Origin of the sequence: Haloarchaeobius sp. HME9146, from assembly GCF_025399835.1 — an archaeon.
Taxonomy (GTDB): domain Archaea; phylum Halobacteriota; class Halobacteria; order Halobacteriales; family Natrialbaceae; genus Haloarchaeobius.
On sequence record NZ_JAODVR010000001.1, the window covers coordinates 315464 to 341297 of the forward strand.

33 protein-coding genes are annotated in these 25834 nt (G+C 66.2%); 22 read left to right on the forward strand and 11 right to left on the reverse strand.

The features are described from left to right. Positions 1-92: 92 nt before the first annotated feature. On the forward strand, positions 93-680 hold the full coding sequence (gene hisB, locus N6C22_RS01600) for an imidazoleglycerol-phosphate dehydratase HisB (RefSeq protein WP_261648910.1): 588 nt from the start codon (positions 93-95) through the stop codon (positions 678-680). On the opposite strand, the gene N6C22_RS01605 is transcribed toward hisB, so the two are convergent. After that, complete coding sequence (locus N6C22_RS01605) at positions 677-1834, reverse strand: laminin B domain-containing protein (protein WP_261648911.1); 1158 nt, start codon at positions 1832-1834, stop codon at positions 677-679. The genes hisB and N6C22_RS01605 overlap by 4 nt on opposite strands. Before the next feature lie 131 nt (positions 1835-1965). Between N6C22_RS01605 and N6C22_RS01610 the strand changes: the two genes are divergently transcribed. From N6C22_RS01610 to N6C22_RS01630, 5 genes are all read left to right on the forward strand, one after another. Beyond that, positions 1966-2469: an amino acid-binding protein gene (locus N6C22_RS01610; RefSeq protein WP_261648912.1), complete on the forward strand. Its 504-nt coding sequence runs from the start codon at positions 1966-1968 to the stop codon at positions 2467-2469. A gap of 52 nt (positions 2470-2521) precedes the next feature. Beyond that, complete coding sequence (locus N6C22_RS01615) at positions 2522-3034, forward strand: hypothetical protein (protein WP_261648913.1); 513 nt, start codon at positions 2522-2524, stop codon at positions 3032-3034. Continuing rightward, positions 3031-3630, forward strand: a complete 600-nt coding sequence (locus N6C22_RS01620) for a YigZ family protein (protein WP_261648914.1) — start codon at positions 3031-3033, stop codon at positions 3628-3630. The genes N6C22_RS01615 and N6C22_RS01620 overlap by 4 nt, the downstream gene beginning before the upstream one ends. A gap of 51 nt (positions 3631-3681) precedes the next feature. Next, positions 3682-5718 (forward strand): S9 family peptidase, encoded by a 2037-nt coding sequence (locus N6C22_RS01625; RefSeq protein ID WP_261648915.1) that lies wholly within the window; start codon positions 3682-3684, stop codon positions 5716-5718. A gap of 337 nt (positions 5719-6055) precedes the next feature. After that, entirely contained in the window at positions 6056-6568 is a 513-nt protein-coding gene (locus tag N6C22_RS01630; protein WP_261648916.1) for a GNAT family N-acetyltransferase, read from the forward strand. Here N6C22_RS01630 and N6C22_RS01635 read toward each other — a convergent pair whose 3' ends face one another. The 3 genes from N6C22_RS01635 to N6C22_RS01645 form a co-directional block, all read right to left on the reverse strand. Further along, positions 6569-6772, reverse strand: coding sequence for a hypothetical protein (locus tag N6C22_RS01635; RefSeq protein ID WP_261648917.1), 204 nt, complete (start codon positions 6770-6772; stop codon positions 6569-6571). 89 nt (positions 6773-6861) lie between these two features. Beyond that, positions 6862-7539, reverse strand: a complete 678-nt coding sequence (gene upp, locus N6C22_RS01640; protein ID WP_261648918.1) for a uracil phosphoribosyltransferase — start codon at positions 7537-7539, stop codon at positions 6862-6864. 60 nt (positions 7540-7599) lie between these two features. Next, positions 7600-8289 (reverse strand): type 1 glutamine amidotransferase domain-containing protein, encoded by a 690-nt coding sequence (locus N6C22_RS01645; protein ID WP_261648919.1) that lies wholly within the window; start codon positions 8287-8289, stop codon positions 7600-7602. A 105-nt stretch (positions 8290-8394) separates the two neighbouring features. Between N6C22_RS01645 and N6C22_RS01650 the strand changes: the two genes are divergently transcribed. Together N6C22_RS01650 and N6C22_RS01655 are read left to right on the forward strand one after the other, a co-directional pair. After that, the gene (locus N6C22_RS01650) at positions 8395-8811 is read left to right on the forward strand and encodes an SRPBCC family protein (protein WP_261648920.1); all 417 of its coding nucleotides are present in this window, start codon (positions 8395-8397) and stop codon (positions 8809-8811) included. Positions 8812-8881: 70 nt separating this feature from the next. Beyond that, the gene (locus N6C22_RS01655) at positions 8882-9103 is read left to right on the forward strand and encodes a hypothetical protein (protein WP_261648922.1); all 222 of its coding nucleotides are present in this window, start codon (positions 8882-8884) and stop codon (positions 9101-9103) included. On the opposite strand, the gene N6C22_RS01660 is transcribed toward N6C22_RS01655, so the two are convergent. Further along, positions 9104-9280, reverse strand: coding sequence for a hypothetical protein (locus tag N6C22_RS01660; protein WP_261648924.1), 177 nt, complete (start codon positions 9278-9280; stop codon positions 9104-9106). It lies immediately after the preceding gene. 115 nt (positions 9281-9395) lie between these two features. On the opposite strand from N6C22_RS01660, the gene N6C22_RS01665 reads away from it, so the two are divergent. The 4 genes from N6C22_RS01665 (at position 9396) to N6C22_RS01680 (ending at position 13051) form a co-directional block, all read left to right on the forward strand. Beyond that, positions 9396-9716 (forward strand): hypothetical protein, encoded by a 321-nt coding sequence (locus tag N6C22_RS01665; RefSeq protein WP_261648925.1) that lies wholly within the window; start codon positions 9396-9398, stop codon positions 9714-9716. A 79-nt stretch (positions 9717-9795) separates the two neighbouring features. After that, positions 9796-10095, forward strand: a complete 300-nt coding sequence (locus tag N6C22_RS01670) for a hypothetical protein (protein ID WP_261648926.1) — start codon at positions 9796-9798, stop codon at positions 10093-10095. Then, complete coding sequence (locus N6C22_RS01675) at positions 10095-11060, forward strand: ArsA family ATPase (protein WP_261648927.1); 966 nt, start codon at positions 10095-10097, stop codon at positions 11058-11060. Before N6C22_RS01670 ends, N6C22_RS01675 begins: the two co-directional genes overlap by 1 nt. Before the next feature lie 152 nt (positions 11061-11212). Continuing rightward, complete coding sequence (locus tag N6C22_RS01680; RefSeq protein WP_261648928.1) at positions 11213-13051, forward strand: carbon starvation protein A; 1839 nt, start codon at positions 11213-11215, stop codon at positions 13049-13051. On the opposite strand, the gene N6C22_RS01685 is transcribed toward N6C22_RS01680, so the two are convergent. Together N6C22_RS01685 and N6C22_RS01690 are read right to left on the reverse strand one after the other, a co-directional pair. Further along, positions 13048-13641 (reverse strand): hypothetical protein, encoded by a 594-nt coding sequence (locus tag N6C22_RS01685; protein ID WP_261648929.1) that lies wholly within the window; start codon positions 13639-13641, stop codon positions 13048-13050. The two genes, N6C22_RS01680 and N6C22_RS01685, sit on opposite strands and share 4 nt — an antisense overlap. Further along, positions 13634-14014 carry a cupin domain-containing protein gene (locus N6C22_RS01690; protein ID WP_261648931.1) on the reverse strand — a complete coding sequence of 127 codons (381 nt, stop codon included), beginning with the start codon at positions 14012-14014 and terminating at the stop codon, positions 13634-13636. The genes N6C22_RS01685 and N6C22_RS01690 overlap by 8 nt, the downstream gene beginning before the upstream one ends. Before the next feature lie 93 nt (positions 14015-14107). On the opposite strand from N6C22_RS01690, the gene N6C22_RS01695 reads away from it, so the two are divergent. Continuing rightward, complete coding sequence (locus tag N6C22_RS01695; RefSeq protein WP_261648933.1) at positions 14108-14323, forward strand: hypothetical protein; 216 nt, start codon at positions 14108-14110, stop codon at positions 14321-14323. A gap of 169 nt (positions 14324-14492) precedes the next feature. Continuing rightward, positions 14493-15185 (forward strand): DUF5828 family protein, encoded by a 693-nt coding sequence (locus N6C22_RS01700; protein ID WP_261648935.1) that lies wholly within the window; start codon positions 14493-14495, stop codon positions 15183-15185. Positions 15186-15188: 3 nt separating this feature from the next. On the opposite strand, the gene N6C22_RS01705 is transcribed toward N6C22_RS01700, so the two are convergent. Further along, complete coding sequence (locus N6C22_RS01705) at positions 15189-15983, reverse strand: hypothetical protein (RefSeq protein WP_261648936.1); 795 nt, start codon at positions 15981-15983, stop codon at positions 15189-15191. Between the two features lie 83 nt (positions 15984-16066). On the opposite strand from N6C22_RS01705, the gene N6C22_RS01710 reads away from it, so the two are divergent. The 3 genes from N6C22_RS01710 to N6C22_RS01720 all read left to right on the forward strand — a co-directional run bounded on the left by N6C22_RS01710 (position 16067) and on the right by N6C22_RS01720 (position 18425). After that, a complete protein-coding gene (locus N6C22_RS01710) occupies positions 16067-17257 on the forward strand; it encodes an inorganic phosphate transporter (RefSeq protein WP_261648937.1) in 1191 nt (396 codons plus the stop codon). A gap of 187 nt (positions 17258-17444) precedes the next feature. After that, a complete protein-coding gene (locus N6C22_RS01715; protein ID WP_261648938.1) occupies positions 17445-17624 on the forward strand; it encodes a hypothetical protein in 180 nt (59 codons plus the stop codon). 156 nt (positions 17625-17780) lie between these two features. Beyond that, a complete protein-coding gene (locus tag N6C22_RS01720; RefSeq protein WP_261648939.1) occupies positions 17781-18425 on the forward strand; it encodes a helix-turn-helix domain-containing protein in 645 nt (214 codons plus the stop codon). 159 nt (positions 18426-18584) lie between these two features. On the opposite strand, the gene N6C22_RS01725 is transcribed toward N6C22_RS01720, so the two are convergent. Next, entirely contained in the window at positions 18585-19982 is a 1398-nt protein-coding gene (locus tag N6C22_RS01725) for a hemolysin family protein (RefSeq protein WP_261648940.1), read from the reverse strand. A gap of 131 nt (positions 19983-20113) precedes the next feature. Between N6C22_RS01725 and N6C22_RS01730 the strand changes: the two genes are divergently transcribed. The 4 genes from N6C22_RS01730 to N6C22_RS01745 all read left to right on the forward strand — a co-directional run bounded on the left by N6C22_RS01730 (position 20114) and on the right by N6C22_RS01745 (position 22072). Then, complete coding sequence (locus N6C22_RS01730; protein WP_261648941.1) at positions 20114-20383, forward strand: glutathione S-transferase N-terminal domain-containing protein; 270 nt, start codon at positions 20114-20116, stop codon at positions 20381-20383. Next, positions 20383-20898, forward strand: coding sequence for a redoxin domain-containing protein (locus N6C22_RS01735; protein WP_261648942.1), 516 nt, complete (start codon positions 20383-20385; stop codon positions 20896-20898). The genes N6C22_RS01730 and N6C22_RS01735 overlap by 1 nt, the downstream gene beginning before the upstream one ends. A 61-nt stretch (positions 20899-20959) precedes the next feature. Beyond that, positions 20960-21553 (forward strand): L-threonylcarbamoyladenylate synthase, encoded by a 594-nt coding sequence (locus N6C22_RS01740; protein WP_261648944.1) that lies wholly within the window; start codon positions 20960-20962, stop codon positions 21551-21553. A gap of 54 nt (positions 21554-21607) precedes the next feature. Further along, positions 21608-22072, forward strand: coding sequence for a GyrI-like domain-containing protein (locus tag N6C22_RS01745; RefSeq protein ID WP_261648946.1), 465 nt, complete (start codon positions 21608-21610; stop codon positions 22070-22072). 46 nt (positions 22073-22118) lie between these two features. Here the strand turns inward: N6C22_RS01745 and N6C22_RS01750 are convergent, their stop codons facing one another. Continuing rightward, a complete protein-coding gene (locus tag N6C22_RS01750; protein ID WP_261648947.1) occupies positions 22119-22772 on the reverse strand; it encodes a hypothetical protein in 654 nt (217 codons plus the stop codon). Positions 22773-22797: 25 nt separating this feature from the next. Next, entirely contained in the window at positions 22798-23400 is a 603-nt protein-coding gene (locus N6C22_RS01755) for a transposase (RefSeq protein ID WP_261648948.1), read from the reverse strand. Between the two features lie 251 nt (positions 23401-23651). Between N6C22_RS01755 and N6C22_RS01760 the strand changes: the two genes are divergently transcribed. Then, on the forward strand, positions 23652-25802 hold the full coding sequence (locus N6C22_RS01760; RefSeq protein ID WP_261648949.1) for a (Fe-S)-binding protein: 2151 nt from the start codon (positions 23652-23654) through the stop codon (positions 25800-25802). Positions 25803-25834: the final 32 nt, after the last annotated feature.

The following is a 25834-nucleotide window of genomic DNA, read 5'->3' on the forward strand; positions in this document are numbered from 1 at the left end:
CGTCACTCTGGGGGCGACCGACCACCGAGTCCTCCCCGACAGGACTCACCGCGAGCGCAATCGCTTTGCACACGGGGGCGTTCGGATGTGGTATGACCGACCGAGCCGCCGCGGTCACGCGCGAGACCGGAGAGACCGACATCGAGGTGCGCCTCGACGTCGATGGCGACGGCGAGAGCGAGGTCGACACCGGCGTCGGCTTCTTCGACCACATGCTCGACGCGTTCGCCAAACACGGCCTGTTCGACCTCACCGTCGAGTGCGACGGCGACCTGGAGATCGACGACCACCACACGGTCGAGGACGTAGCCATCACCCTCGGCCAGGCGTTCACCGAGGCCCTCGACGACAAGCGCGGTATCGTCCGCTACGCCGACCGGAAGGTCCCGCTGGACGAGGCCGTCGCGGGCGTCGTCGTCGATATCTCCGGGCGTCCGTACTTCGAGTTCGACGGCGAGTTCTCCCAGCCCTACATCGGCGATTTCACGAGCCACATGGCCGAGCACTTCGCGATGTCGCTGGCGATGAACGCCGGGCTGACGCTCCACTGTGAGGTCTCGGGCGACAACGCCCACCACGAGGTCGAGGCGCTGTTCAAAGCGCTGGCGCGCTCGCTCGACGACGCGACCCGCATCGACGAGCGCCGGAGCGACACCCCCAGCACGAAAGGACAGCTCTAGGAACCCGTCTCCGTCGGTTCCTCGTCGCCCGGCCCGGGCGTGAGGGCCACGCTGTCGATGTCGCCCACGTCGGAGCCGTCGACGTACTCGCCGCGGATGTGGAGCGTCTCGACCGACCCGAGGACCGATTCGAACGTCTCCCTGTCCGCGGGTTCGCTGCGGTCCAGCCGGCCGTCGTCCGGCACGTCACTCACTCCACCTGCCTCCGTCTCCTGCAGCCACGCGTCCGGCGTCAGCGGAACCTCGTACCGGGTCCAGTCGGTCCCCGGGTGGGCGGTCTCGTCGCCGAAATCGTGGTACAGCACCTGCTCGTCCGACGCCAGCACCACGTCCGCCGCGTCGAACTGGTCCTCGGTGGTCGACTGCCGGAGCGAGAACGAGAGCGTCCCGCCGATGTACGGCGATTTCGACCCGCGGAACGACCGCGGCGCGACCCAGTACCACACGTCGCCCGTCGTATCGTCCTCCGCCGACAGGTAGCTCCCGGTGTCGCCGTCGCCGGATTTCCGGTCCGGGAACACCGAGCCGTCCTGTACGTCGCCGACCACGGTCCAGCCCTCGGTGGTGGTCTCGAACGTGCTCTCACGGGGCGTGAAGTCGCTCGCGATGGTGACCGCCCCCGAGTCGGAGACCGCGCCGTTGACCTCGACCCCAACGAGGTACTCGCCGGTTCGCACTGGTGCCGAGACACCACGGAACTCGACGACGATGGTGTCGGTCGCCGTCAGCGTGACCGACGACCCCGGCGAGAGCGTGAGGGTGGTTCCGTCCGAGCCGACCCGCACATCGTTGATGTTCGCCTGTCGCGTCGGCGACCCCGGGCCGCCGACCCGGACCGCCACGTCGTCGTAGGTGAGACTCCTCGACAGCGAGAACGTCTCGGGGAAGGTGATGACGAGTTCGTCCAGTTCCTGGCCGTCGAGGGTCTGGGTCGCCCGCACGGTGATGGTGTACGCATCGGTGAGCAGCGGCACGCCGAGACTCGGGAGGACCGTCGCGTCGCCCACCGGCTCGGTGATGGTGTGTGGCGGTGGCTGCGTCGTCGCGGTCGAGTTGTTGTCGCCGAACTCCACGTTCCCCTCACAGCCCGCGAGCCCCGTCGCGACCATCGTACTGGCCGCAGCGAGGAGTCGTCGTCGAGTGACTGGTGTCATCGATATCTCGACCTCGGTTCGGTAGGGCATAAGCGGAGACGCGAAGTACGACGTGTCCCCCTCCTGCCGGCCCTGTCGGCCCGCCAGCCGTATCCACACGAATAAAGCCACGGGGCGTCTCTGTTCGCGCAATGTTCGACGAGATCATGGAGAAGTTCGAGGGCTCCCCGAGCCAGCAGGCCGTCATCCGGCTGTTGCTCGAACGGGGTTTCTCCGTGAACGACGACGGGCGGGTCGTCTCCGGGGGTATCGAGATTCCGAACACGGGCATCGCCCGCGAGATCGGCGTGGACCGACGGGTCGTGGACTCGACGACGGACGCCATCCTCGAGGACGAACAGCTCCGACGCATCTTCCAGAACATCTCGCAGGTGCCGAGCCTGATGGACCTCGCGCCCGTGCTCGACCTCACCGTCCTGACGGTCGAGGTGACCGACGCCGAACAGCAGGGCATCGTCGCGACCGTCACCGCCCTGCTGGCCGAACACGACATCTCCATCCGCCAGACCATCAGCGAGGACCCCGAGTTCACCGACGAGCCGAAACTCCACATCGTCACCGACCAGGAGCTCCCCGGCGAGCTCATCAACGAGATACGCAACCTCGACTTCGTCCGCAAGATCGAGCTGCAGTAGGGGTCGAAAATCGAACCGACGCGCTATTGGGGCCGGCTTCCAGAGTACGGGTATGGACGAGAAGGTAGAGACAGCCCTCCGCTTCGTCGCCGCACAGCTCGCGGTCGCGACCGCGGGCATCCACCTCTGGCTGGGGTGGCGAGCGCTGTACGCCTACATCAACGCCGGGCGGCCTTTCACCGACCCCCGGATGGTCCTGTTCGTCCTCTCCGCCATCGCGGTCCCCGTGGGCATCGGACTGGCAGCCGCCGGCATGCGCCGTGACTACGTCTACAGCCTCGGCATCGGCCTCATGGCCTGTTACCTGGTCGGCTGGCTGCTGTTCGGCGGCCACCCACAGCCCGGGCAGTTGACCATCGCCCCGGCGTGGACCGCGACCGGCGAACACACCCACGGGTCGATTCTCTCGACGCTCGTCGAGCACCTCTTCTCACAGTGGGAACTGCTCGCGAGCAAGGTCATCGAGAGCATCCTGCTCGTCGTCCTCGTGGTGTTGCTCTGCGAGGAGCGACGCGATTCGGCCGGCAGTGAGGGCGACGCGACCGACGCGGAGGCCACGGCGTGACCGAGACCTTCAACACCATTGCGGGGCCCGGCGAAGCCCGCTTCGAGGTTCGAGGCTCGGAGTTCATCGGCCACGTCAGACCCGTCGACACCGTCGCGGACGCCGAGGCGTTCATCCAGTCCGTCGCGGCCGAGTACGACGACGCGACCCACAACGTGCCCGCCTACCGGGTCCGCGCCGACCCGCTCCGCGAGTGGTCGAGCGACGACGGCGAACCTACGAGTTCGGCCGGGAAACCCGCCCTGAACGTCCTCGCCCAGCGCGACATCGAGAACGTCGTCGCGGTCGTCACCCGCTACTACGGCGGGACGAACCTCGGCGTCGGCGGGCTGGTCCGGGCGTATTCGAGAGCGGTCAAGGAGGCCGTCGACGCTGCCGGCGTGGTCGAGGAACGCCCCCACGAACGGTTCGACATCACGGTCGACTACGACGATTCCGGCTCTGTCCGAGGTATCCTCGAATCCGCAGGCGTCGAGTTCGACGCCGACTACGAGGCCCGCGTCAGCTTCGACGTGCGCGTCGCGGTCGCCGACGGCGACGACCTGCGCGACCGCATCCGCAGTGCGACGAGCGGACGCGCCGAGATATCGGACTAATCTCCACCGGCGACCCAAGCGTACTTTTGCTCCCCCGCCGTCGTGCGGTCCATGCAGACCGTCGAACCCGCTGACTATCGCGATCTCGCGCTCGCCTCGTCTCCTGCGGTCTCTCCCGGTGGCGAGCGCGTCGCGTTCGTCCGGACGGTACCGAGAGACGACGAGTCCTACGAGGCCACGGTGTACGTCGCGCCGGTCGGCGGCGACGAACCCGAGCGGTTCACGCTCTCAGAGGGCGTCGACGCGGAACCGACGTGGAGCCCGTCCGGCGACCGCCTCGCGTTCGTCAGCACCCGCGGCGAGGACGACGACCGCCAGCAGCTCTGGGTGCTGGACGCCGACGGCGGCGAGGCCCGCCAGGTCACGTCGGTCGTCGGCGGGGTCAACTCCATCACCTGGAGCCCGGACGGCGAGCGCATCGCCTTCCTCCAGCAGGTGACCCGCGAGGACCGCGACGAGGACCGCGACCGACACGTCGATTCCGAGTACGAGCCCGAGGAGCCCGACCCGCGGGTCATCGACCGGACGGTCTACCGCGCCGGCGCACAGTACACCGACGGCCGGCGAACGCACGTCTACGGCGTCGACCTCACCGACGACGCGGTCCGTCGGCTCACGACCGGTGACGTCGACCACGTCGGCGTCGACTGGGTCGACACCGAGACGCTGTACTACGGTCGGAAGGTCGGCGAGGACCCCGACGACTCGCTCACCATCGAGATATTCGAGCAGGACCTCGAGACGGGGACCGAGACCAGCCTGACCACCGACACCAGCTGGGGAACGCCGCTCCGGGCGACGAGCGACGGCCGGGTCGCGTACTTCCACACGCCCGCCGAGCGGTCGACGCTACGCCAGACCGAGGTTCGCGTGTTCGACCCCGGAACCGGGACGACCCACACCCCGACCGCCGGCCTCGACCGGACGATGGCCTACGACGCCGACATCTGCTGGGGCCACGACGAAGAACGGCTCTACTTCCCGACGCCGGAGGCCGGCTCGGTCGTACTCCGGCGGGTCCGGTGGGACGAGGGCGAGTCCGCGGACGACACGACCATTGTCGCCGGAAGCGGCATGCACCTCACCGACTTCGACGTGGGCCGGGACGTTGCCGCGTTCGCCGCCAGCGAGTGGGACCACCCCGGCGACGTGTTCCTCTCGACGCCCGGCGGCGGCGAAGGTACTCGATTGACGCGGCTCAACTCGGGGTACCTCGACGACCGCGCCGTCTGCCAGCCGGAGGAACTCAGCTTCGAGAACCCGGATGGCGACGAGATACAGGGCTGGCTGCTCACGCCGCCGGATTTCGACCCCGACGAGACCTACCCCCTCGTGGTCGAGGTCCACGGCGGCCCCCACGTCATGTGGTCGCCCTCGGACACGATGTGGCACGAGTTCCAGTCGCTGGCGGCCGCCGGCTACTGCGTCTTCTTCTGCAATCCACGCGGCTCCGCGGGCTACGGCGAGGCGTTCATGGCCGCCATCGAGCGCAACTGGGGCGCGGTGACGAGCGCGGACGTGCTCGCGGGGCTCGACGCGGTCTGTGCCCGTGACAGCATCGACGCCGAGAACGTCTTCCTCACCGGCGGCTCCTTCGGCGGCTACATGACCGCCTGGCTGGCCGGTCACAGTGACCGCTTCCGGGCCACCGTCGCCCAGCGCGGCGTGTACGACCTGCTCGGGTTCTACGGCTCGACCGACGTGGCGTACAAGCTGGTCGAGGGCGACTTCGGCACGCGCCCGTGGGACGACCCCGAGTTCCTCTGGGAGCACTCGCCGGCCGCCCACGCCGAGACCATCGACGCGCCGACGCTGGTCATGCACGCCGAGAACGACTTCCGGGTGCCTATCGACGGCGCGGAGCTGCTGTTCCGGTTCCTCCGGAAGGCCGGCACCCCGACCCGGTTCGTGCGCTACCCGCGCGAGGGCCACGAACTCTCGCGCTCGGGTGAACCCGCCCACGTCGTCGACCGCATCGAGCGCATCCAGCGCTGGTTCGACGGCTACTCCGACTACCGGGACGTGCCACCCGCGCTCGAGCGCGACCGCGACGCCGGGCTCTCGGCGGCCGAGGACGACGCGGAGTGACGGTGTGAGAAACGGAGCCATACTGACGGTCGTTTCGTTCGGAACTTCTGTCACCTGAGCTTCCCCCCGTCGTGCGGTCTAGACCCGAAACGAGGGGGTTCGGTCGCCAGTCGATTTCGCAATCGGGTACAGAACCGGCCTTCGAGAGCCCTCGATAGCACTCGATAGCCATGTGGAGGTCCGTTTCGTCTGGTTCTGGGTGCCAGTGACGGGACCGTAGTCGGGCGATTCGCACCCGAAACCAGGGGGTTCACGCGGGGCGTGGCACCAGCAAGAATCGACGGTAGCGTCCGCGTATTTCGGAACGCCACTGCTCTTCCCGGTACGAGACGCCACCATGTCACCGGAGTTCACCATCCGCCGCTACCGCCCTGCCGACCACGAGCGCGTGCTCGCACTCCACGAGGAAGCGATGCGACAGGTGGGTTCGTTCGTCGAGGGCGCGCCCGACGCCGACCTCGCAAAGATAGAATCGTCGTACCTCGATTCGGGCGGGGAGTTCCTCGTCGGCGAGGTGGACGGGCGACTCGTCGCGATGGGGGCGTTTCGACCCGCCGACGGGTACGTCACCGAGTTCCTCGACGACCTCCGTGACGGGGCAGCCGAACTCAAGCGGATGCGCGTCGACCCGGCCCACCAGCGCCAGGGGTACGGGAGTCAGCTCCTCGACGCCCTCGAACGACGGGCGCGAGCACAGGGGTACACGGAACTGGTGTTAGACACGTCGCCGAAACAGGAGGGTGCCCAGCGACTGTACGAGTCACACGAGTTCGAACAGGTGCGACGAGAAGAGGCGCAACTGGCGGAGGAGGCGTTCGTGTTGCTGTTCTACCGGAAATCGCTGGCGTAGTCAGTCCACGATGATGTCGTCGTCCTCGATGACCGGCCCCTGCTGGGGCTGCATCTCCTCCTGGTAGCGTCGAATCCACGTCGCGAAACAGTCCGGGCAGAGCCGCTGGGCGTCTATCTGTGTTCGGTCGACCGCGAGTTGTACCGTCCGGGACAGCGCATCGGAGACCGGCTCCCCACAGTCGTCACACGCGTCGTCGCTCATGGGCCAACCCTCGCGGTCCTCCGTTAAAGACGTTCAGGTCGTTCGACGAGCGTGGCTCGACGCTGCCCCTCGTCAGTCGTGGACTGACGCTACGTCGTCCGGAATGCCCGGTCACCCGCGTCGCCGAGGCCGGGTACGATGAAGCCGTCGTCGTCGAGGTGGTCGTCGATGGCGACCGTCAGCAGGTCGACGTCCGGCACCTCGTTGCCGACGCGGAGCAGCCCGTCGGGGGCGCTCACGGCCGAGAGCACGATGAGGTGCTCCGGGTCGGGTGCCTGCTCCTGGACGTGTTCGAGGACGGCACACATCGTCGAGCCGGTGGCGAGCATCGGGTCGGCGACGATGACGGTGTCCTCCTCGTGAATCTCGGGGAGTTTCACGTAGTCGATGGTGATGGGGAACTGGCCCTCGTCGTTGCGGCCGGCCTCCTCGTCGCGCGAGGCGGAGATGACGCCCTGGCGGGCGCGCGGGAACGCCTTGAGCAGCCCCTCGACGAACGGCGTCGCGGCGCGCAGGACGTTGATGATGACGACGTCGTCGAGTCCCTTGACGCGCTCGCCCATCGTCGTCTCCAGCGGCGTCTCTATCTCGACGTACTCGGTCTCCATCCGGCCGTCGATGATCTCGTAGCCACAGATACGGCCGAGCTTGACCAGGCCCTTGCGGAACGCGACCTGCTCCGTCTCGATGCTTCGCAGCTTCGACAGTGTGTCCTTGGCGAGTGCGTGCGTGACGAGGTACGCGTCGCCTCGGTCCTCGATGGTCATACCCCGAAACGGGACGCCTGTGACTTAGAAAGTACCGAATTCCGCGGCGGTCGGGGGCTGTCAGTCCTCGTACTCGATGCCGAGCTCGTCGAGCAGTGTCACCGCGGCCGCGTGCGAGGAGCCCGGTCCCCGTGCCGTGACGAGCGAGCCGTCGACCGTGACGGAGGTGTCCTGGTCCAGTTCGGCGTCCCAGTTGCCGCCCGCGGCTTTCACCTCGTCCTCTACCCAGTAGGGCAGCTTCCGGCCGTCGGGCATCAGGTCGTCGTCGTCGACGATTCCCTCCTCCCACTCGTTCGGGAAGCCGGTCACGTCCCGGCCGTCGACGAGGAACCCACCGTCGCTGTCGCGGGTGAACGCGAGGATGCCGACGGCGTGACAGACGACGAGTGCGACGCCGTCTCCTTCGACGGTGTCCCGGAGGAGGTCGCGTGCGTGGCTGTCCTGGTTGATGTCCCACTCGGTGCCGTGGCCGCCGGGGAACACCACCGTATCGTAGTCGCCGGCGGTCTGGCGGGCGAGTGGCTCCGGGTTCTGGAGGCGCTCGTCGGACTCGTGAACGTCCATCACCCACTCGGCCTGCTCCTCGCCGACGTTCTCGGGGTCGACCGAGCGCTCGTCCACCTCGGGCGGGTCGCCGGTCGGTGTCGCGACGGTCACGTCCACGCCGGCGTCCGAGAGCGTGGTCAGTGGCTCGATGCACTCCTCTCCCCAGTAGCCGTGCTCGCTGACGACGAACAGTGCGGATGGCATACATCACGCAACGACGCCCAACGGATTAAGTCTCGGGCCTACCGACGCACCCACCGGAACCGACACCCCCTACGCCTATGAGAGGGGGAGGCGTGGGTGGGGCCAATGGCAGACGTGACCGTGTCACGCCACCTCGACGTCTCGCGACCGACCGTCGCCAGTCACCTGAACCCCGGTCGCCTCGTCGAACTGGAGGGGACCTTCGACGTGGCGTCGGTGACCGAGACCGACGAGGGCTGGCGCGTCGAGGCGACGGCACCCGGCATGACCGCCGCGTTCGACGTGCGGGCGCTCGACGACGGCGACGGCTACGAGTACGAACAGGTCGGCGACCACGGGCCGTTCGCGTCGATGGAGACGCGCATCGAACTCGCGGCCGCCCCCGACGGGACCGAGGTGACCGCCACCTCCTCGGTCGACCTCGGGCTGCCCCTGACGGTGGTGACCGACCGCGTCGCCGGCTGGAAGCGCCGCGGGGAGTTGCGCCGGGCGCTCGACCAGCTCGCCGAGGACGTGGAGTGAGGTCGTGGCCTGTGCGACCGTGGCGCACAACTGGCCGGGGATTTAGTAGGAGAGTCGCCGATTCGGACGTATGGGTGTCATTACCACGATAAAGGAGATGCTGCAGGCGTCGACACAGTCGACGAACCGTGGGACCACGACGGAGCAGTCGAAGGGGGCGTACTGGTGTGACGACTGCAGCGAGCGGCTGCTGGACACGGCGGTCGAGGGCGACGAGGCCCCCGAGTGCCCGTCCTGTGGCGAGGAGATGCGGTTCGAGCGCTCGCCCGGGTCGACCGGCTGTGCCTGCTGACTAGCGCGTCGCCAGGTACGTCAGTACCATCATGATGCCCGTGAAGACGGCGAACCGACCCAGCGTGAACTCCGTCACCCCGATGAACTCCGACCCCCAGAGAACGACGGCCGCGAACACCGCAGAGAGTACGAGGTTCATCACGAAGTGAACCCGCGGGTCACCTTTCCTGTCCATGGTCGGAGACGACAGGACCCACCCACTTAGTTCTCCCTCGCATCCCCAGCCTGCCCGCGGGCCGACCAGCCTGACTAGAACGCTTACAATAGCACGACACCTAGTCACACGCGTGATGCAGTTCCGGAACAGGCGGGGGACGCCCGTCGACCCCGTGCCCTTCTTCGTCGTCGTCGCCAGTGTCTTCCTCGTCACCTTCTCGTTCGGCCCGATGTACCTGCTGGCGCTGGACCTCCAGCTACCGGTGTCCCTCGGGGTCTGTACCATCGTCTTCCTCGGGGCCTCGGTCCTCGCGTACTACCAGCTCGTCTGGCTGACCCGGCCGGAGTTCCTCGCGGAGGTCCCCGCGGCGACCCGCCTGCGCCGACTCGCCTACGCGGTCGTCACCGGTATCGCACTGCTGGGGCTGCTGTCGATTCCCCTGTTCCTCCAGTAGCGACGGGAGTCGCCGACACTACGTCAGGTGAGCGTCAGGTGACCGTGTCTTTTTGTACCACCACGAGAAGTGTGGACGCATGACACTCGCAGAGCGAATCGCGTCGTTCCGAGACTGGCTCGAAGAGGTCTTCCACGGGCTCTACCACGGGATGATCGAACACCCGGCGTTCGAGAAGATCGAACACGAGGCTGAAGACCAGGAGGACGCCTTCTTCTTCGCCTGCTTCTCCGACGCCTTCGGTATCCCGAGCCCCATCTCCTACTACACCAGCGAACTGCTGCCCTACCTCGCCGAGGAGTTCGAGGCCTGGGAACGCCGGATGTGGGACCGCCAGACGCTGCTCGAACGCAAGGGCGAACAGTACCACTTCCACTGATGAGCAAGTTTGTCTTCTTCGGCGGGAAGGGCGGGGTCGGCAAGACCACCGTCTCGAGCGCCTTCGGCCTGAAGAACGCGAACGCGGGACTGAAGACTCTCGTGGTCTCCACCGACCCGGCCCACAGCACCTCCGACGTGTTCGACCAGCAGTTCGGCGACGACCCTGACCCCGTCGAGGGCATCGAGAACCTCTGGGCGATGGAGATAGACCCCGAGGAGGAGGTCGAACGTCACCTCCAGGAGACCAAACGGGCCATGGGCGACCAGGTGAGTCCGGCCATCGTCAACGACATCAACCGGCAGATCGACCTCGCGCACAAGACCCCCGGTGCCTACGAGTCCGCGCTGTTCGACCGGTTCATCGACGTGATGAAGAACAGCGACGAGTTCGACCGCGTCGTCTTCGACACCTCGCCCACCGGCGGAACGCTCCGGCTGCTCTCGCTCCCGGAGTTCCTCGGCGACTGGATCGACCGGCTGGTCCAGAAGCGCATGAAGAGCATCGACCTGTACGAGAAGGCCGCCATCGGCGAACGCGAGGCCCGCCTGAAGATGGAGAACGACCCCATCATCGGCCGACTCACCGACCGCAAGGAGAAGTTCGAGTTCGCGGGCGACGTGCTCCGCTCGGACGCGACGTTCTACCTCGTGTTGAACCCGGACGAGCTCTCCATCCGCGAGACCGACCGCGCCATCGACCAGCTCGCGGAGTACGACCTCTCGGTCGCCGGCCTCGTCGTCAACAGGATGACGCCGGAACCCGACGCGGACGAAGACGGGACCGGCGCACGCTACCTCCGGGACCGCTGTGCGACCGAGCGCGAGCGCATCGAACGCGTCCGCGAGGACTTCGAGGAGCCCATCGTCGCGGTCATCGAGACACGCGTCGAGGAGGTGAAAGGGTCGCTCCTCGCCGAGGTAGCGGACGAACTGGAGATAACGGTCGCGCCGTCAGTCACGTAACCAGAAAGTATTCAAGCGGATTTGTTTCGGCTCGAAACACGTTTCCCCCGCGTTCAGCCGTTATCGACCCCGAGATTCGCATTGCTCCTGTTCGGATGCTATAACAAATTTTAAATCACAGTTTTCCATTATATGCCCTGAGGCACGATAGCATGGTACAGGCAATTTGGTTGGTGGTGTTCGTACTGCTCACGTTCAGCGTCGGTTACATCGGGTACAGCAGGTACCTGGCACGGTTCGTCGGCCTGGACGACGAACGCGAGACACCAGCACACAAGTACGAAGACGGTCAGGAGTACGTCCCGGCGAAGAAGCCGGTGCTCCTGGGGCATCACTATTCGAGTATCGCAGGCGGGGCACCCATCGTGGGTCCCATCACAGCCGCGGTGTGGTGGGGATGGGTGCCGGCGTTCCTCTGGATCGCCATCGGGAACCCACTGTTCGGTGCGGTTCACGACTTCATGTCGCTGAGCACGAGCGTGCGACACGACGGGAAGTCGATCGGCTACATCATGGGTGAATACGTGGGCGAACGCGGCAAGGACATGATCCTATGGTTCGCGTTCCTCACGATCATCCTGGTCATCGCGGTGTTCGCACTGGTGGTCGCACTGGTGTTCACCGCCTATCCGCAGTCGGCGACGGCGAGCATGGTTTACATCCTGCTCGCGCTGGTGTTCGGGGTCTACCTATACCAGCTCAACCTGCCGTTCCTGCCGGGAGCCGTGGCGTTCGTCGCCGCGGTCTTCGCCGGCGTGTTCGTGGGGGCGCAGTTCCCCATCGCGCTCACGCCCGGCGCGGGCGGCTTCGCGCCGTACCCAGAGGGAACCATCGTACTGTTCTCCTCGTCACCGCTTCCGGCGGTGCTCGGGAGTACGAACATCGCGATGTGGATCCCCGTGGTCATCATCTACGGGTTCGTCGCCAGCGTGCTGCCGGTGTGGGTCCTGCTACAGCCACGGGACTTCCTCACGTCGAACCTGCTGTACGTCGGCGTCGGCGGCACGCTGCTGGCGGTCATCGTCGGGACCTTCACGGGTGCCGGCGAGACCCTCGCAATCAGTCTCCCCGCGTTCAAAGGGTTCATGGGGGACCCCGAACTCGCGGCGGCACCACTGTTCCCACTACTGTTCGTGACAATCGCGTGTGGGACCATCAGCGGCTTCCACTCGCTGGTCTCCTCGGGGACGACCGCGAAGCAACTCAACAAGGAGTCCGACGCGCGGATGATCGGTTACGGGGGCATGCTCGGTGAGGGCCTCCTCGCGTCCGTCGCACTCATCACCGTCGCAGTGTACGCGAACATTCCGGCCGGGAGCGGTATCGGGCTCGCACTCCCGAACTTCGCGACCGGTGGCGGCATCATCCTGAACGCGGCGTTCGGCATCAACCAGACGCTGGCCGCCTCGTTCATGGGACTGGTGCTGGTGAGCTTCCTCCTCACGAGTACGGACACGGCCGTCCGGCTCGGTCGCTACATGATGGAGGAGATCATCGGCACGCCCGAGACCGACCTGCAGCGCTCGCTGTCGAACCGCTACGCGACCGCAGGCATCCAGGTCATCCCGGCGTACGTGCTCGTCGCCAGTGGCCGGTGGGCCGACCTCTGGCCGCTGTTCGGCGGCGCGAACCAGACGCTCGCCGCACTGGCACTGCTCATCGCGACGGTGTGGCTGGCCAACTGGGACGAGAGCAAGCAGCTGCTCAGCACGGGCGTCCCGATGGCCATCATGTTCACCGTCACGACGACCGCACTGCTGTACCTGGCGTTCTACCAGAACCTCTACGTCAAGTTCATCCAGGGCAACTGGCCCGGTGAGGGCGCGCCAGGACTGGTGCCACAGCTCGCGGCCGCGGTCCAGATAGTCATCGCACTGACGCTGATATACCTGGCCCTGTCGGTGTTGAAGATGGGGTACGAGAACATCCAGCACGCCAGGGGTTCGGGTGCCGTCGCCGCCGACGGCGGGGAGGTGGAATCGGACGACTAACCCAGCAGCCCACGCAGCTTGGTGACCAGTCCGGTTGTCTCTGGGGTGGCGGACTCCCACAACCGAAACGCGCGTTCGACCTCCGCATTTTCGCTGGCGACGAGTTCCTCTGCTTCGGGAGCGACGACCACGAGGTTGACCTCGTAGTGACCGTAGTAGCCGTACTTCAGCAGGGTTCGGTCGTGGAACCCGTCGACGAAGTCGGCGACCTCGTCCGGAATCTCGGGGACGACGACGACGAACGTGAACTCGGTCTCGAAGTGGTCCTCGTCGAGGGTGATCCAGTCGTCGGCGAGGTCGTGCCCGAGGTCGACAAGGGCCTCGAGGTCGGCCGTCGTCACCGACTCGGCCCGCCGGACGAACAGGTGCTCGACGGCCTCGTGGTAGCCGTACCGCAAGGCGGCGATGAAGAACTGCTTCTGGTTCTTGATGAGCATCTCGCCGTAGAGGGTGAACTCCTCGCCCTCGACCGTGTAGTCCTTCTCGAGGTCGTAGTTGTACATGAGCCGGTCGGAGACGCGGTCGACGTACTCGTCGTCGTCCCAGTCGGGCACGTCCTCCGGCAGCTGTTCGTGTGCGTCGTCACTCATGGTCAGGGTCGTAGGCGTGCGCGTCGTCGTCGACGGCCGGTGCACCGATGGCGAGGACGCGAACCATGTCCGAGGCCGCCGCCGGGTTGTACGCGCGCTGTGGGCTGTCGGGGGTGATCACGACAGCCTCGTCGGGGCCAGCGGTCAGGTCCCCGTCCGGCGTCTCTACGTGTAGCGTCCCCGAGAGCACGTAGAACACCTCTTCCTGCTCGTCGTGGTAGTGGTACGCCAGTGGAAGCTGTTCGCCCGGGTCCGCCTCGTACACGTTCACGGCGACCTTCGAGAGCCCGGCGGCGTCGCTCAGGCTGCGCTGTACCGATGGTCGGTCCGGTGTGACGTCGAGGTCATCGACGTCGATGACGTGGTAGCCCATACCCGTCGGAATGAGAGTATCCGATAAATATCCACTGCCACATGTTCCCATAGACCACAACTTTTGTCACCCTGTACCGCTAGCATACTCTCTATGGGCACGAACGACGAGGCAGAGGCCTGTGGACGCTGTGCCATGAGCTCGGCGATGGCGACCACAGGGGGCGACCACGGCACCAACCCGTTCGACGGCGACCGCATCGAACTCAGCGACGACGAACTCCGCTCGGCGTCCCGGCACGTCGTCGCGCTCGGGAACCTGAAGCGCCGGCTCAACGAGTGGGTGCACGACCTCACCTACGGGCGCTGACGGCCGCTCACGGCGCTTCAGCCTGTCACGAACACGGCGAGCCGCTGGCTCGTCTCCAGCGGAGGCCGACACCATTGCTCGCGAGCAGGTCGTAGACACGTGGTGAGTGTCACGTTCACACGCGCGCTGGAAGGTTTATGGCGCGTGGTGGCTTAGGGGCCAACGACCGATGGAAGAGAGCATCTCCGGGTTCAAGGTGCGCGGCGAGTGGCACGACGTCGTCGAACACGGCGAACGTGTCACACGCGCACTCAGGGACCTCGACGCGAACACCGGGGAGTACGAGAAAGCGTTCGACGCATGGAACGAGTGGCGGCCGAAGGCGACCGACACCATCGAACAGGACGTCCCGGAGAAGACCGCCGAGCAGGCGAGTGTCGGCGAAGGCCAGGGCGAGAAGGCCGGGAAGAAGCCGAACGAGGACGTCCAGACCGCGGGCGAGAAGCTGAGCGAGTCCTACGAGAAGTTAGAGGAGGGCGACACCGACGACGCGGTGAACAAGTGGAACGAGTCCATCGAGTACGTCGCGCGGGCGGCCGACTCCGCCGGCCGGAAGGCGCTCCGGAAGGTCGAGAGCACGGTGTACCAGCGCGTGATGACGCAGCTCGCGCCGTACTACTTCGACAACGAACTCGTCTCCGCGAACCTCCAGCAGACCGGCGGGCGCGAGGAGCTGTTCATCTTCGAGGTGAACGTCAACGACGACGCCCTCAAGCCCGAGGTCGCCGACCGCCTCTACGAGTACGAGGACACCGTCGACCGCTGGCACGTCGACGTCGAGAAGGAGACCACCCAGATAGAGGCCGCCGAGGGTGTGGAGCCGCCGAAGTCCGAAGACCGGTCGAAGCACTCGACCAACTGATTCTCAGAACTCGACCCAGTCGGACTGGGTCCGGGCGTCCCCACCTGCACCGACCAGGTCCTCGACGAACAGCATGGTCGCCGCGTCGGCCGCGACCGCGAGTGGCGTCGTCGCGAGCAGGCCGACGACGATACCGACGATGCCGGTGTTGTACACGACCACCGAGAGCGGGAACGAGACGGCCGCGGTGAACAGCAGGTACTGGAACGCGAACGAGAGGTACTCCCCGCCTTGCCGGGCGAGCCCGTAACTGCGCCGGAGCGCGTCGACCGCACCGCGGTCTTCGACCACGACGAGGTAGGGTGCCGCATAGAACAGGTAGGCGAGGACGAGCAGGAGCGGGATGGCCAGAATCAACAGTCCCGACCCGGCAGCTCCACCGAGAACGAGCAGGAGGACGATGGCGAAGTCGAGCGCGACGAGCCCGAACATGGGGACGAACCGGTCGCGGGCCGCCTCGACGGGGTCGACCTCGCGGCTGTGCATCGTGGCGCGGAGTCTCGAGAGATAGCCCGCGGTCAGGGCGGCGTCGGCACCCAGCGCGACCGGTGCCAGGACGAACAGGGGCGAGACGGTGACGCCCGCCGGGACCGGGACGTTCACGAACGCGTCGAGGGTCCCGAGCCCCGTCGGGAAGCCGAACTTTATCGAGGCGACGTCGGCCCCCACGAGGATACGCCGAAGCCGGTCCACGTAGAGGAGCGACGCCAGCAGCGGGAACGCGAACAGGAGCCGGTCGTCAGATGCCCGGAACCAGCCACGGCGGAGGTAGGTGGTGAGCGAGGACGTGACAGCCATGGCGGGCCGTACTCGACTGAGACTCGTATAGGTTGGGAGTCGAGACGACACCGACTTATAGCCGCCCACCGACGTGGCCGACAATGGTAGGCGCCGCGACGATCGCGACGTTCCTCGTGGCGGGACTGGCCAGTCTGTTCATGGCGTGGTCCATCGGTGCCGGGTCGTCCGGGTCCACACCGTTCGCTCCCGCGGTCGGCGCGAACGCCATCTCGGTGATGCGTGCGGGCTTCTTCGTCGGTATCCTCGGCTTCGCCGGCGCGGTGTTGCAGGGCCAGGGCGTCACGGACGCGGTCGGGAAGGAACTCGTCCTCTTCCCGGCAGGCGGCGGCCTGACCGCGCTCGCGGCCACCGTCGGCCTGCTCATCGCGGGCCTGCTGGTCGCGGCCGGTATCTTCACCGGCTACCCCATCGCGACCGCCTTCACCGTCACGGGTGCGGTCGTCGGCGTCGGGCTGGCACTGGGTGGACAGCCGGCCATCGACAAGTACCGCGTCATCGTGACGATGTGGGTCGCGGTTCCGTTCGTCGGTGGCGGGGTGGCCTACGTCGTCGCCCGGTTGCTCCGGGCCGAGGGCGTCAGCGAACGGCTCGTGGTGCCCCTGCTCGCCGGCATCGTCGGGGTCATCATCGCGAACGTGAAGTTCGTGCTGCTCGGGCCAGCCGGGGAGAGCCAGTCCATCGCACGCACCGCGGCCCAGTCGATGCCGGGCTCGACGCTGGCCGACATGGCCATCGTCTCGCTCGCCCTCGGCGGCATAGCCGCGCTCGCGCTCGCACAGGACATGGCGAACGACGAGACGGCGGGCCAGCGCCACTTCCTGCTGGTGCTCGGCGCACTCGTCGCGTTCTCGGCCGGTGGCAGCCAGGTCGGCCTGGCGGTCGGCCCACTCGCGCCACTGCTCTCCGAGTTCTCGATTCCGACCGTCGCCCTCCTGCTCGGTGGCGGCCTCGGCCTGCTCGCCGGGTCGTGGACGGGTGCCCCGCGGATGATAAAGGCGCTCTCGCAGGACTACTCCTCGCTCGGGCCGCGCCGGTCCATCGCCGCGCTCATCCCGAGTTTCGCCATCGCCCAGACCGCCATCTTCCTCGGCGTCCCCATCTCGTTCAACGAGATAATCGTCAGCGCCATCGTCGGGTCCGGCTACGCCGCCGGTGGGTCGGGTGTCAGTCGCAAGAAGATGGTCTACACCGTGCTGGCGTGGATCGGCTCGCTGGTGCTCGCGTTCGTCGTGAGCTACCTCGGGTTCCTCGCGGTCGACGCGGTGCTGTAGCGCTATCGCGTTGGGGACGCAACTGCCGACACGACTGCGTCGCATCGACGGACCCACTGCGCTCGTCCTGCTCGTTCGGCGAGACGCACGGCCAGCTGTGGAAACTGTCACTCGGTCAGTTCCACACAGTTTTTTCAATCGGAAGGTAGACTGGTGACACATCGCAGCGGGGGCAACGGGGCATACAATGAAGAATCCAAAGCGAGACGCGCCACAGACGACCAGCGAGTTTCAGGACCAGCTTCGGCGACTCCTTCGCGCGGCCTACGAGAACGACGTCGACATCAAGGGGTCGGTCGACTGTCGAAACGGGCCGTATATGCCGGACTACGAGCTCCAGATCACGGAGATAACGAAACCGGATTAGTGAGCCGGGCGACCGACGCCAACAGCGACGGGCGTGACCCACAGTTGACTATCCATGGCGGTCGTTTATTCCCTTATAGCTGCAATAGTTTCAGACGATGCTCACTGACGTTAGCCCCTGCTGCTGGCAAGCGAAAACAAGAATGGGAACGGAGAGATGACGGTCTCACTCGCACTCGGGGTCGACGTCTCGGCGGTCTTTCCGGGCAAAGAGACGCTTCTCGAACCGAGTCAGACGGGGACGTTCGAACGCATGGTCCCGTTCAGAAGTGGCGGAAAGACCACGCTCTGGGTCTCCGGCCCGTCCCACGACGCGGCCGCAGACGTATTGCTGTCACACCCGGCGGTCACGCACGCAGTCCGCCTCGACGAGGGAGACGAACGGTCGCTGTACGAGCTCGAACTCGCGAGCGACCTGGGCCCCGTCGCCGACGCTATCGACCACACCGGTGCGATGGCCACCCGCGCCGAGGTCATCGACGCGACGATCCGCCTGACGCTGCGCTTCCGGGACCAGGACGAACTGCAGCAGTTCGTCGATTCGCTCGAGGTGGCAGCCGTCCAGTTCGAGGTCACCTGGAAGGGCAACGGGACCGTCACCGGCGACGGTGGCACCGATTCCCTGACCCAGTGCCAGCGCCAGACCCTCTGGCTCGCCTACGAACGCGGCTACTTCAACATCCCCCGCGACACGTCGCTCTCGGAACTCGCGGACGAGCTGGGTGTGTCGAGCCAGGCCGTCTCGGAGCGGCTCCGTCGGGCGATGGGGTCCTACCTCGGGACGACCATGCTGACGGAGTGAGACACCGCCGTTCTCGACGGTCCCGCTCCGTCTCGGCGACGATAGAACGATTGTAGCGAGGACACGCGATTCCACCAGTCTCGGTGGGAAATAGTTGTATCATGCACGGAGCGTCGCAATCAGCGACGTGGTGAAAACTCGTGAACCGGACCGGGACCGCTATTCGCTCGACGTGACTTCGCTCGCCTCGGCCTCCTGTGACTCGCCGTCCTCGACAGGTTCGGTTTCGACACGCGTGAGGCGTGCCTTCATGATGCGGGTGTTCTCGACCGCCTCGACGGTGATGCGGATGTCGCCGTACTCTATCTCTTCACCTTCCTCGACGAGCCGACCGGCCCGGTTGAAGATGAAGCCCGCGATGGTCTCGAACTCCTCACCCTCGGGGAGTTCGATCTCCATCGCCTCGTTGACGACCTCGATGTTCACCTCGCCCTTGACGATGTAGGTGTCCTCGTCGAGGGCCTCGATGGGCTCTTCCTCCTCACCCTCGAGGATCTCGCCGACGATCTCCTCGATCATGTCCTCCATCGTCACCAGCCCCTCGGTGGTGCCGAACTCGTCGATGACGATGACCATGTGCATGCGGTTCTCGCGCATCTCGGCCATCAGTTCGTCGGCGTTCTTCGACTCGGGGACGTGCAGCGTCGGGTGGATGAGGTCACTGAGCGTGATGTCCTCGGGTTCGCTCTCGCCGTAGTTCAGGTCCCGGACGAGGTCACGGATGTGGACGACGCCGATGACGTTGTCCAGGCTCCCCTCGTACACCGGGATGCGGGCGTGACCCGACCGGATACACTGCTCGATAGCCTCCTCGATGGGGGCGTCCTTGGGGACGGCCTCCATGTCGAGACGGGGGGTCATCACCTCCTTCGCGATGGTGTTGTTGAACCGGAAGATGCGCTGGAGCATCTCGTGTTCTTCTTCCTCGATGACGCCCTCGCGTTCGCCGGTCTCGATCATGTCCTGAATCTCGTCGCGCGTGACGTACGAGGTCTCGATGGCCGACCGCCCGCCCGTGACGCTGTTCACGATACGGGTCAGGTAGTCGAACAGCACGATGAGCGGCATCAGGACGTACTCGGACACCTTCAGGGGCTTCGCGATGCGAAGCGACCACGACTCGGTGTTCTCGACCGCGTAGCTCTTCGGGGCGGACTCCCCGAACAGCAGGACGAGGGCGGTGATACCGAAGGTCGCAGCGATGACGGCCTCGCCCTGTCCGAGGTACAGGCCGAACAACCCGGTCGCGATGGACGACATCGCGATGTTCACGAGGTTGTTCCCGACGAGGATGGTCACGAGCAGCCGGTGCGGGTCGTTCTTCAGTTCGGCGACCGTGTCGGCTCCAGGTGTCCCATCCTCGACGAGTGCCTCGACGCGGTGCTTCGCGAGCGAGAACATCGCGATCTCGGACGACGAAAAGAACGCCGAGAGTCCGATGAGGATGACGATGACGAACGAGCCAGCCAGTGCTAGCACGTCTTTCGGGATGAGTATCCCGTAGACGTTGACGTCGCTCTGGAGGACCACAGCCGCAATACTAGACGATGAACCCATTCAACAGTGACCCTTGGTGGCCGCCGGGATTAACTCTTTTCTCTTTCGTTGACCAGTCTGGGAGTCGATTGACACGCTCGCGGCCTGCCGGGAACAACACCTTTTCCGACCTCGCCGGCGAAGTAGGCTGTATGTCAGAGCGCGACCCGGGCATCACCCTCTACCGGCTGCAGGCGTGCCCGTTCTGTGAACGAGTCGTCCGTGTGCTGGACGAGTACGGCCTCGACTACGAGTCCCGGTTCGTCGAACCGATGCACTCGGACCGCAACGTCGTCAAGCGAATCTCGGGTAAGCGCACGGTGCCCGCCATCGTCGACGAGAACACCGGCGTCACCATGTCCGAGAGCGCGAACATCGTGGAGTACCTTCACGGCACCTACGGCGACGGGGGTGCGAACTGATGGAGCTCGACTTCGACGTGGTCGACCTGCCCGAGGCGGACCACGTGGCCGAGGGCGACGAAGCGCCCGATTTCACCCGCCCGCTGGTGAACGAGGAGTACTGGGCGGACGCCTCCCTCTCGGACCTCACCGAGGAGGGCCCGGTCCTGCTCGTCTTCTACACGATGGACGGCGCGTTCCCCGCGACGTACATCTGGAACGAGATCCGCGACCGCGAGTGGGGCGAGCGCTTCGACGCGCAGGTCGTCGGCGTCTCCATCTCGGACCCGTACGCGCACAAGCAACTCATCGAGGAGCGCGGCATGGACTACGACCTGTTCTCCGACCCGGGCAACGGCGTCGGGAAAGCGTACGGTATCGAGAACCCGCTCGACGGGATGGCCGGCATCTCCGAGCCCCGACCCGCGGTCTTCCTCGTCGACGCTGACCGGACCGTCGAGTACGCCTGGGTCGCCCAGCAGTGGCCCGACTTCCCCGACTACGACGCGGTCGAGGCGGCGCTCGAAGGCTACTGACTGGCTCCGGCCGCCGTCGTGCAACGTCACCGTTTTTTCGCCCTGCCGCGAACGCGTTCCCATGACGGAGAACGACATCGACCGGGCCGGGCAGGCCATCCGCGACGGCGAGCTGGTGGTCTACCCGACCGAGACGGTGTACGGCCTCGGCGCGGACGCGCTCGACGCCGACGCTGTAGAACGCGTGTTCGAGGCGAAGGGACGCAGCCGCGACAAGCCGGTCTCGCTTGGCGTCCCGAGCGTCGACGCGGCGCTGGAGCACGTCCACGCGAGCGACCGAGAGGAACGGTTCATGCGCGAGTTCCTGCCGGGGCCGGTGACGGTACTGTGCGAACGTCGTGGGCACGTCCCCGACGTGTTGACCGCCGGGCGCGACCGAGTGGGCATCCGGGTTCCCGACCACGAGCTGGCGCTGGCGCTCTACCGCGCCGCCGAGACCCCGGTGACGGCGACCAGCGCGAACGTGAGTGGCACGCCCAGCGTCACCGACCCGGCCGACCTCGACGCCGTGTTCCTCGAACAGGTCGCGGTCACCCTCGACGGCGGCGTGACCGCAGGCACCGAGAGCACCGTCGTGAACGTCTCGACGGGCGAGATTCACCGTCCCGGCGCACTCGGCCAGCGCATCGAGACCTGGCTGGCCGAGGACGCCTGACCCCGTCGGCCGCATCAAGCAACGCCCAAGGCAACCGGGTTCCTGGGTCCTCGTATGGACGACATCGACGGTCCACGAATCGAGCACCACGACAGCTTCACCGTCGTCGGCCTCTCGACGCGTGCGACCTCGGAGACCGACCTCGGTGCGCACTGGGTCGACTTCGACGCCCGACACGACACGTACACCGATCTCACAGACACACAGGAAGCCTTCGGCGTCCTGTTCGACTTCGACGTCGACACCGACTCCTTCACCTACATCGCTGGCGTCGAACCGTCGGCCAGCGCGACCGTCCCTGGAGACGTCGAACGGGTCGACGTGCCCGGTGGGACGTTCGCAGTGTTCACCACCCGAATCGACGAGGTCGGTGACGTGATGGACTACATCTACGACGAGTGGTTCCCCACCAGCGAGTTCGAGCGCAGCGACCGCCCCGTGTTCGAGCACTACGGGCCGGAGTTCGACCCCGCCAACCCCGCGGCGACGCTCGACGTGTACGTGCCGGTCGAGGAGTAAGCACCCGTCACGGTCCGGGCACCCCCGGCGACGTCGATGCGGTGCCTCACAGCCCCAGCAGCGACCGCAGACTCCGCGTCTTCACGCCGCACTCGCTGGCGTACTCGCAGGACTCGCACTTCGGGCTGTCGCGGAGTCGCGGCGGCGGCCCGTCGATGGCCTCGAGGGTTCGCTTCGCTCGCTGGAACGCGGCCTTCCGACCGCCGGTCATGCGGACCGCTCTGACGACGCCCACTTTCGGGTACTCGACGAACGCCCTCGCGACCGGTTCCTCTTTCTCCCACGCGAGTGCCTTCGCGGCCGCGACCGCCCATACCGCGTGTGGCTCCCAGACGCCGTTCTTCGGTGGCGTTCCGGGCGAGACGAGTGCGGGTTCGGGTGGTCCCGTGAGGACCTTCTGTGCGATGCCTCGAACCTCCTTCCCGGTCAGCAACGCGTCGCGCCCGGCCGGGTCACAGAGATCGTCGAACCGGTCGAGTCGGTCGCGGGTCCGGCGGAGGTTCTGGCGATACTCGGCGGGCGGCAGGTCGATACGAAGGCTCCGGAGTTCGTCGTCGGTGGCTTCCAGCAGCTCGGGGTACCGGAACGCGAGGGCCCGAACCTCGGCCACCTCGTCGGGTGGCTCTCTGTCGCCCTGTCTGGTGTAGTAGAGCTTGCGCGGGCAGTAGGTCGCGAGGCGGAGGTCGCTGAAGGCGAACACGCCACCTCTGGCCGCGGCTTCGTATTTAAAACGAGACGTTGGACTCGGGTTCCGCGTCCTCCGTGGCGTCCTTCAACCCCGTCTCCCTCACCTGTTCGGTGAGGTGGCCGCTGATGTCCGCGTCACTGAGGATGGAAGCGAACTCGTCGCGGTACCGGTCGTTGGCGGCCCGGGACTGGTCTCTGGCCGCGACGGCGTCGCGGTACCGCCGGAGGGTCGATTCGCTCACGCCGACGTCCTCGGCTACCTCGGCCAGCGGTTCCCCGCTTTCGAGGCGCTCGCGGAGCGTCGTCAGGTCGAAGGACGCGTCGAGGTCTCCCTCTCGGAGGAGGTGGAGGTCCATCCGCGCCCGGAACGCGGTGTGCCTGGACACGTCGAGTTCGTCGGCGAGTTCGGTGTCGTTCGCGCCCTCGTGGAACCGGCGGACGAGCGTGCACAGCTCGCCGTCGTCGAGGTCGGTCCGGAACTCGTAGCGCTCGCGCAGCTGCCCGACGACCGCTTCGAGCCGTTCCGACACGTCGCCGCGGTCGGCGAGCGACCCTCGCGAGGCCTCCTGTGTCTCGGTGACCGTCTCCCCGTCGGCCACGTCCATGAAGATGTCTCGGAGTTCCTCGGTCTTCTCGTCCATCGTGGAGCAGAAAGTAGGCGAGTTTCAGTATAAAAGACTGCGGTGACGGGCCGCGGCACGCGCCCGAACCGACACGCTCGTCTCAAAAAGCCGACTCGAACCGGCCGACCCCCGCCCCGGCAAGCGATTCCAACTGGTGGGCCGCCCGACGGATAAATTCGAAACTCGTTCGCGATTCCCGCAAGACGGGAGCGGGTTGGTTCGAACGGTCGGTGACAAGATTTAAGCCCCGTACGACCGGGTGATAGACTATGACAGTTCCGCTCGCATCGGGCCAGACGCGGGAGACGTTCTGGCAGATCAGCCACGTCGAGGAGGTCGTCTTCTACTTCTTCGCGTTCGCGGCTGTGCTGGCGTTCGGCTGGGGTGTCTACCAGCGTTTCGCCCGGTATACGAAGGGTTCCGAGGACTGGTTCGACCGCACGGACCAGCTCGGCAAGCGCATCGCCGAGGCGGCGAAGATCGTCGCCACGAACGAGAAGCAGTTCAACCGCGACCTGTACGGCGGGTTGATGCACACGTTCATCATGTGGGGCTTTCTCACCCTGCTCATCGGGACGACCATCATCGGCATCGACATCGACCTCTGGCAGAAGGCGCTCGGCAACGAGCCGTTCCTCTCCGGCGCGTTCTACCTCTCGTACTCGCTGGTGATGGACGCCATGGGCCTGCTGTTCGTCGTGGGCATCGGCATGGCCATCTACCGCCGCTACTGGGTCCGGAACGAGCGCCTGTGGGGCAAGCACACCTCGGCGGAGGACGACCTGTTCATCTGGACGCTGTTCCTGCTCGGCGTGGGCGGCTACATGGTCGAGGGGCTGCGCATCCTCGGCCGCGGCGGCGGCAGTGAGTCCTTCCCGAGCTTCGAAATCGTGAGCTTCGTCGGCTGGTTCACCGCCCGAGTGTTCCAGGCAATCGGCATCTCGCCCGACCTCGCCGCGGACATCTACCCCGCGATGTGGTGGAGCCACGCGCTGCTCGCGTTCGGCTTCATCGCGCTCATCCCGTACGCGAAGCCGTTCCACATGATATCGAGCTTCGCGAACGTGGTCGCCCGCGACGAGAAGGCCGGCAAGCGCCTGCCCTCCGTTCCCGCTGCCCTGGACGCCGAGACCGGTGCCGACAGCATCGACCACTTCTCCTGGAAGGAGATCCTCGACCAGGACGCCTGTACGAAGTGTGGTCGCTGTTCCTCGGTCTGCCCGGCGAAGGCCTCCGGTCGGAACCTCGACCCCCGCGACGTGATTCTCGACCTGAAGCAGTACCGTGAGAATCTCGATTCGGGCGGCGAAGAGAAGACCATCGTCGCCGACGGCGGGTCCTCGGTCATCCAGGCCGAGACGATGGAGTCCTGCATGTCCTGTATGGCCTGCATGGACGCCTGCCCGGTCGAAATCGAGCACCTGAAGAGCTTCACCCGGATGAACCGCCAGCTCACCGACATGGGCGAGATCCAGGGCCCGCTCCAGGACGTGTTCCAGAACGTCATGCAGAAGGGCAACACCTTCGGCGACCCCAACCGCAAGCGCGGTGACTGGACCGAGAAGGTCGACGTGGACGTGCCCGACGCCCGCGAGGAGGAGGTCGAGTACCTCTGGTACGTCGGTGACTACCCGAGCTTCGACGAGCGCAACAAGAAGGTCGCGCGGTCGCTCGCGACCATCCTCGACGCCGCCGACGTGAGCTTCGGTATCCTGTTCGACGACGAGAAGTACGACGGCAACGACATCCGCCGCGTCGGCGAGGAGTTCCTCTACATCGAACTCGCCGGCCACCACGTCGAGTCCTTCGAGGACTGCGACTTCGAGAAGATCATCTGTACCGACCCGCACTCGTACAACACGTTCAAGAACGAGTACCCGGAGGTCGACTTCGAGGAGTTCGCCGACGACCCGATGATGCCCTTCGAGATCGAGGGCTTCTGGAACGAGGACGGCGACATCGACGTGCTCCACTGGACCCAGGCCGTCGAGGAACTCGTGCCCCAGCTCGGCCTTTCAGGTACGGAACTCGACTACACCGTCACCTACCACGACCCGTGCCACCTCGGCCGCTACAACGACGAGTACGAGGCCCCGCGCGAACTCGTGAAGGCGACGGGCTGTGACCTCCACGAGATGCCGCGCAACCGCGCCAACTCCTTCTGCTGTGGCGGCGGTGGCGGTGGCCTCTGGATGGAACTCGAGGAGGAGACCAAGCCCAGCGAGGAGCGCCTGCGTGAGGCGCTCGAAGACACCGAGGCCGGTGCTGGAATCGAGAAGTTCGTCGTCGCCTGCCCGATGTGCATGACGATGTACGAGGACGGCCGCAAGACCGGCGGTTTCGAGGAGGACATCGAAATCGTCGACGTGGCCGAGCTGGTGGTCGAAGCTATCGGCGAGAAGGAGACGGCCGGGTTGTAGGCGGGCTGTTTTCGGTTTTTTCTGTGCTGGTC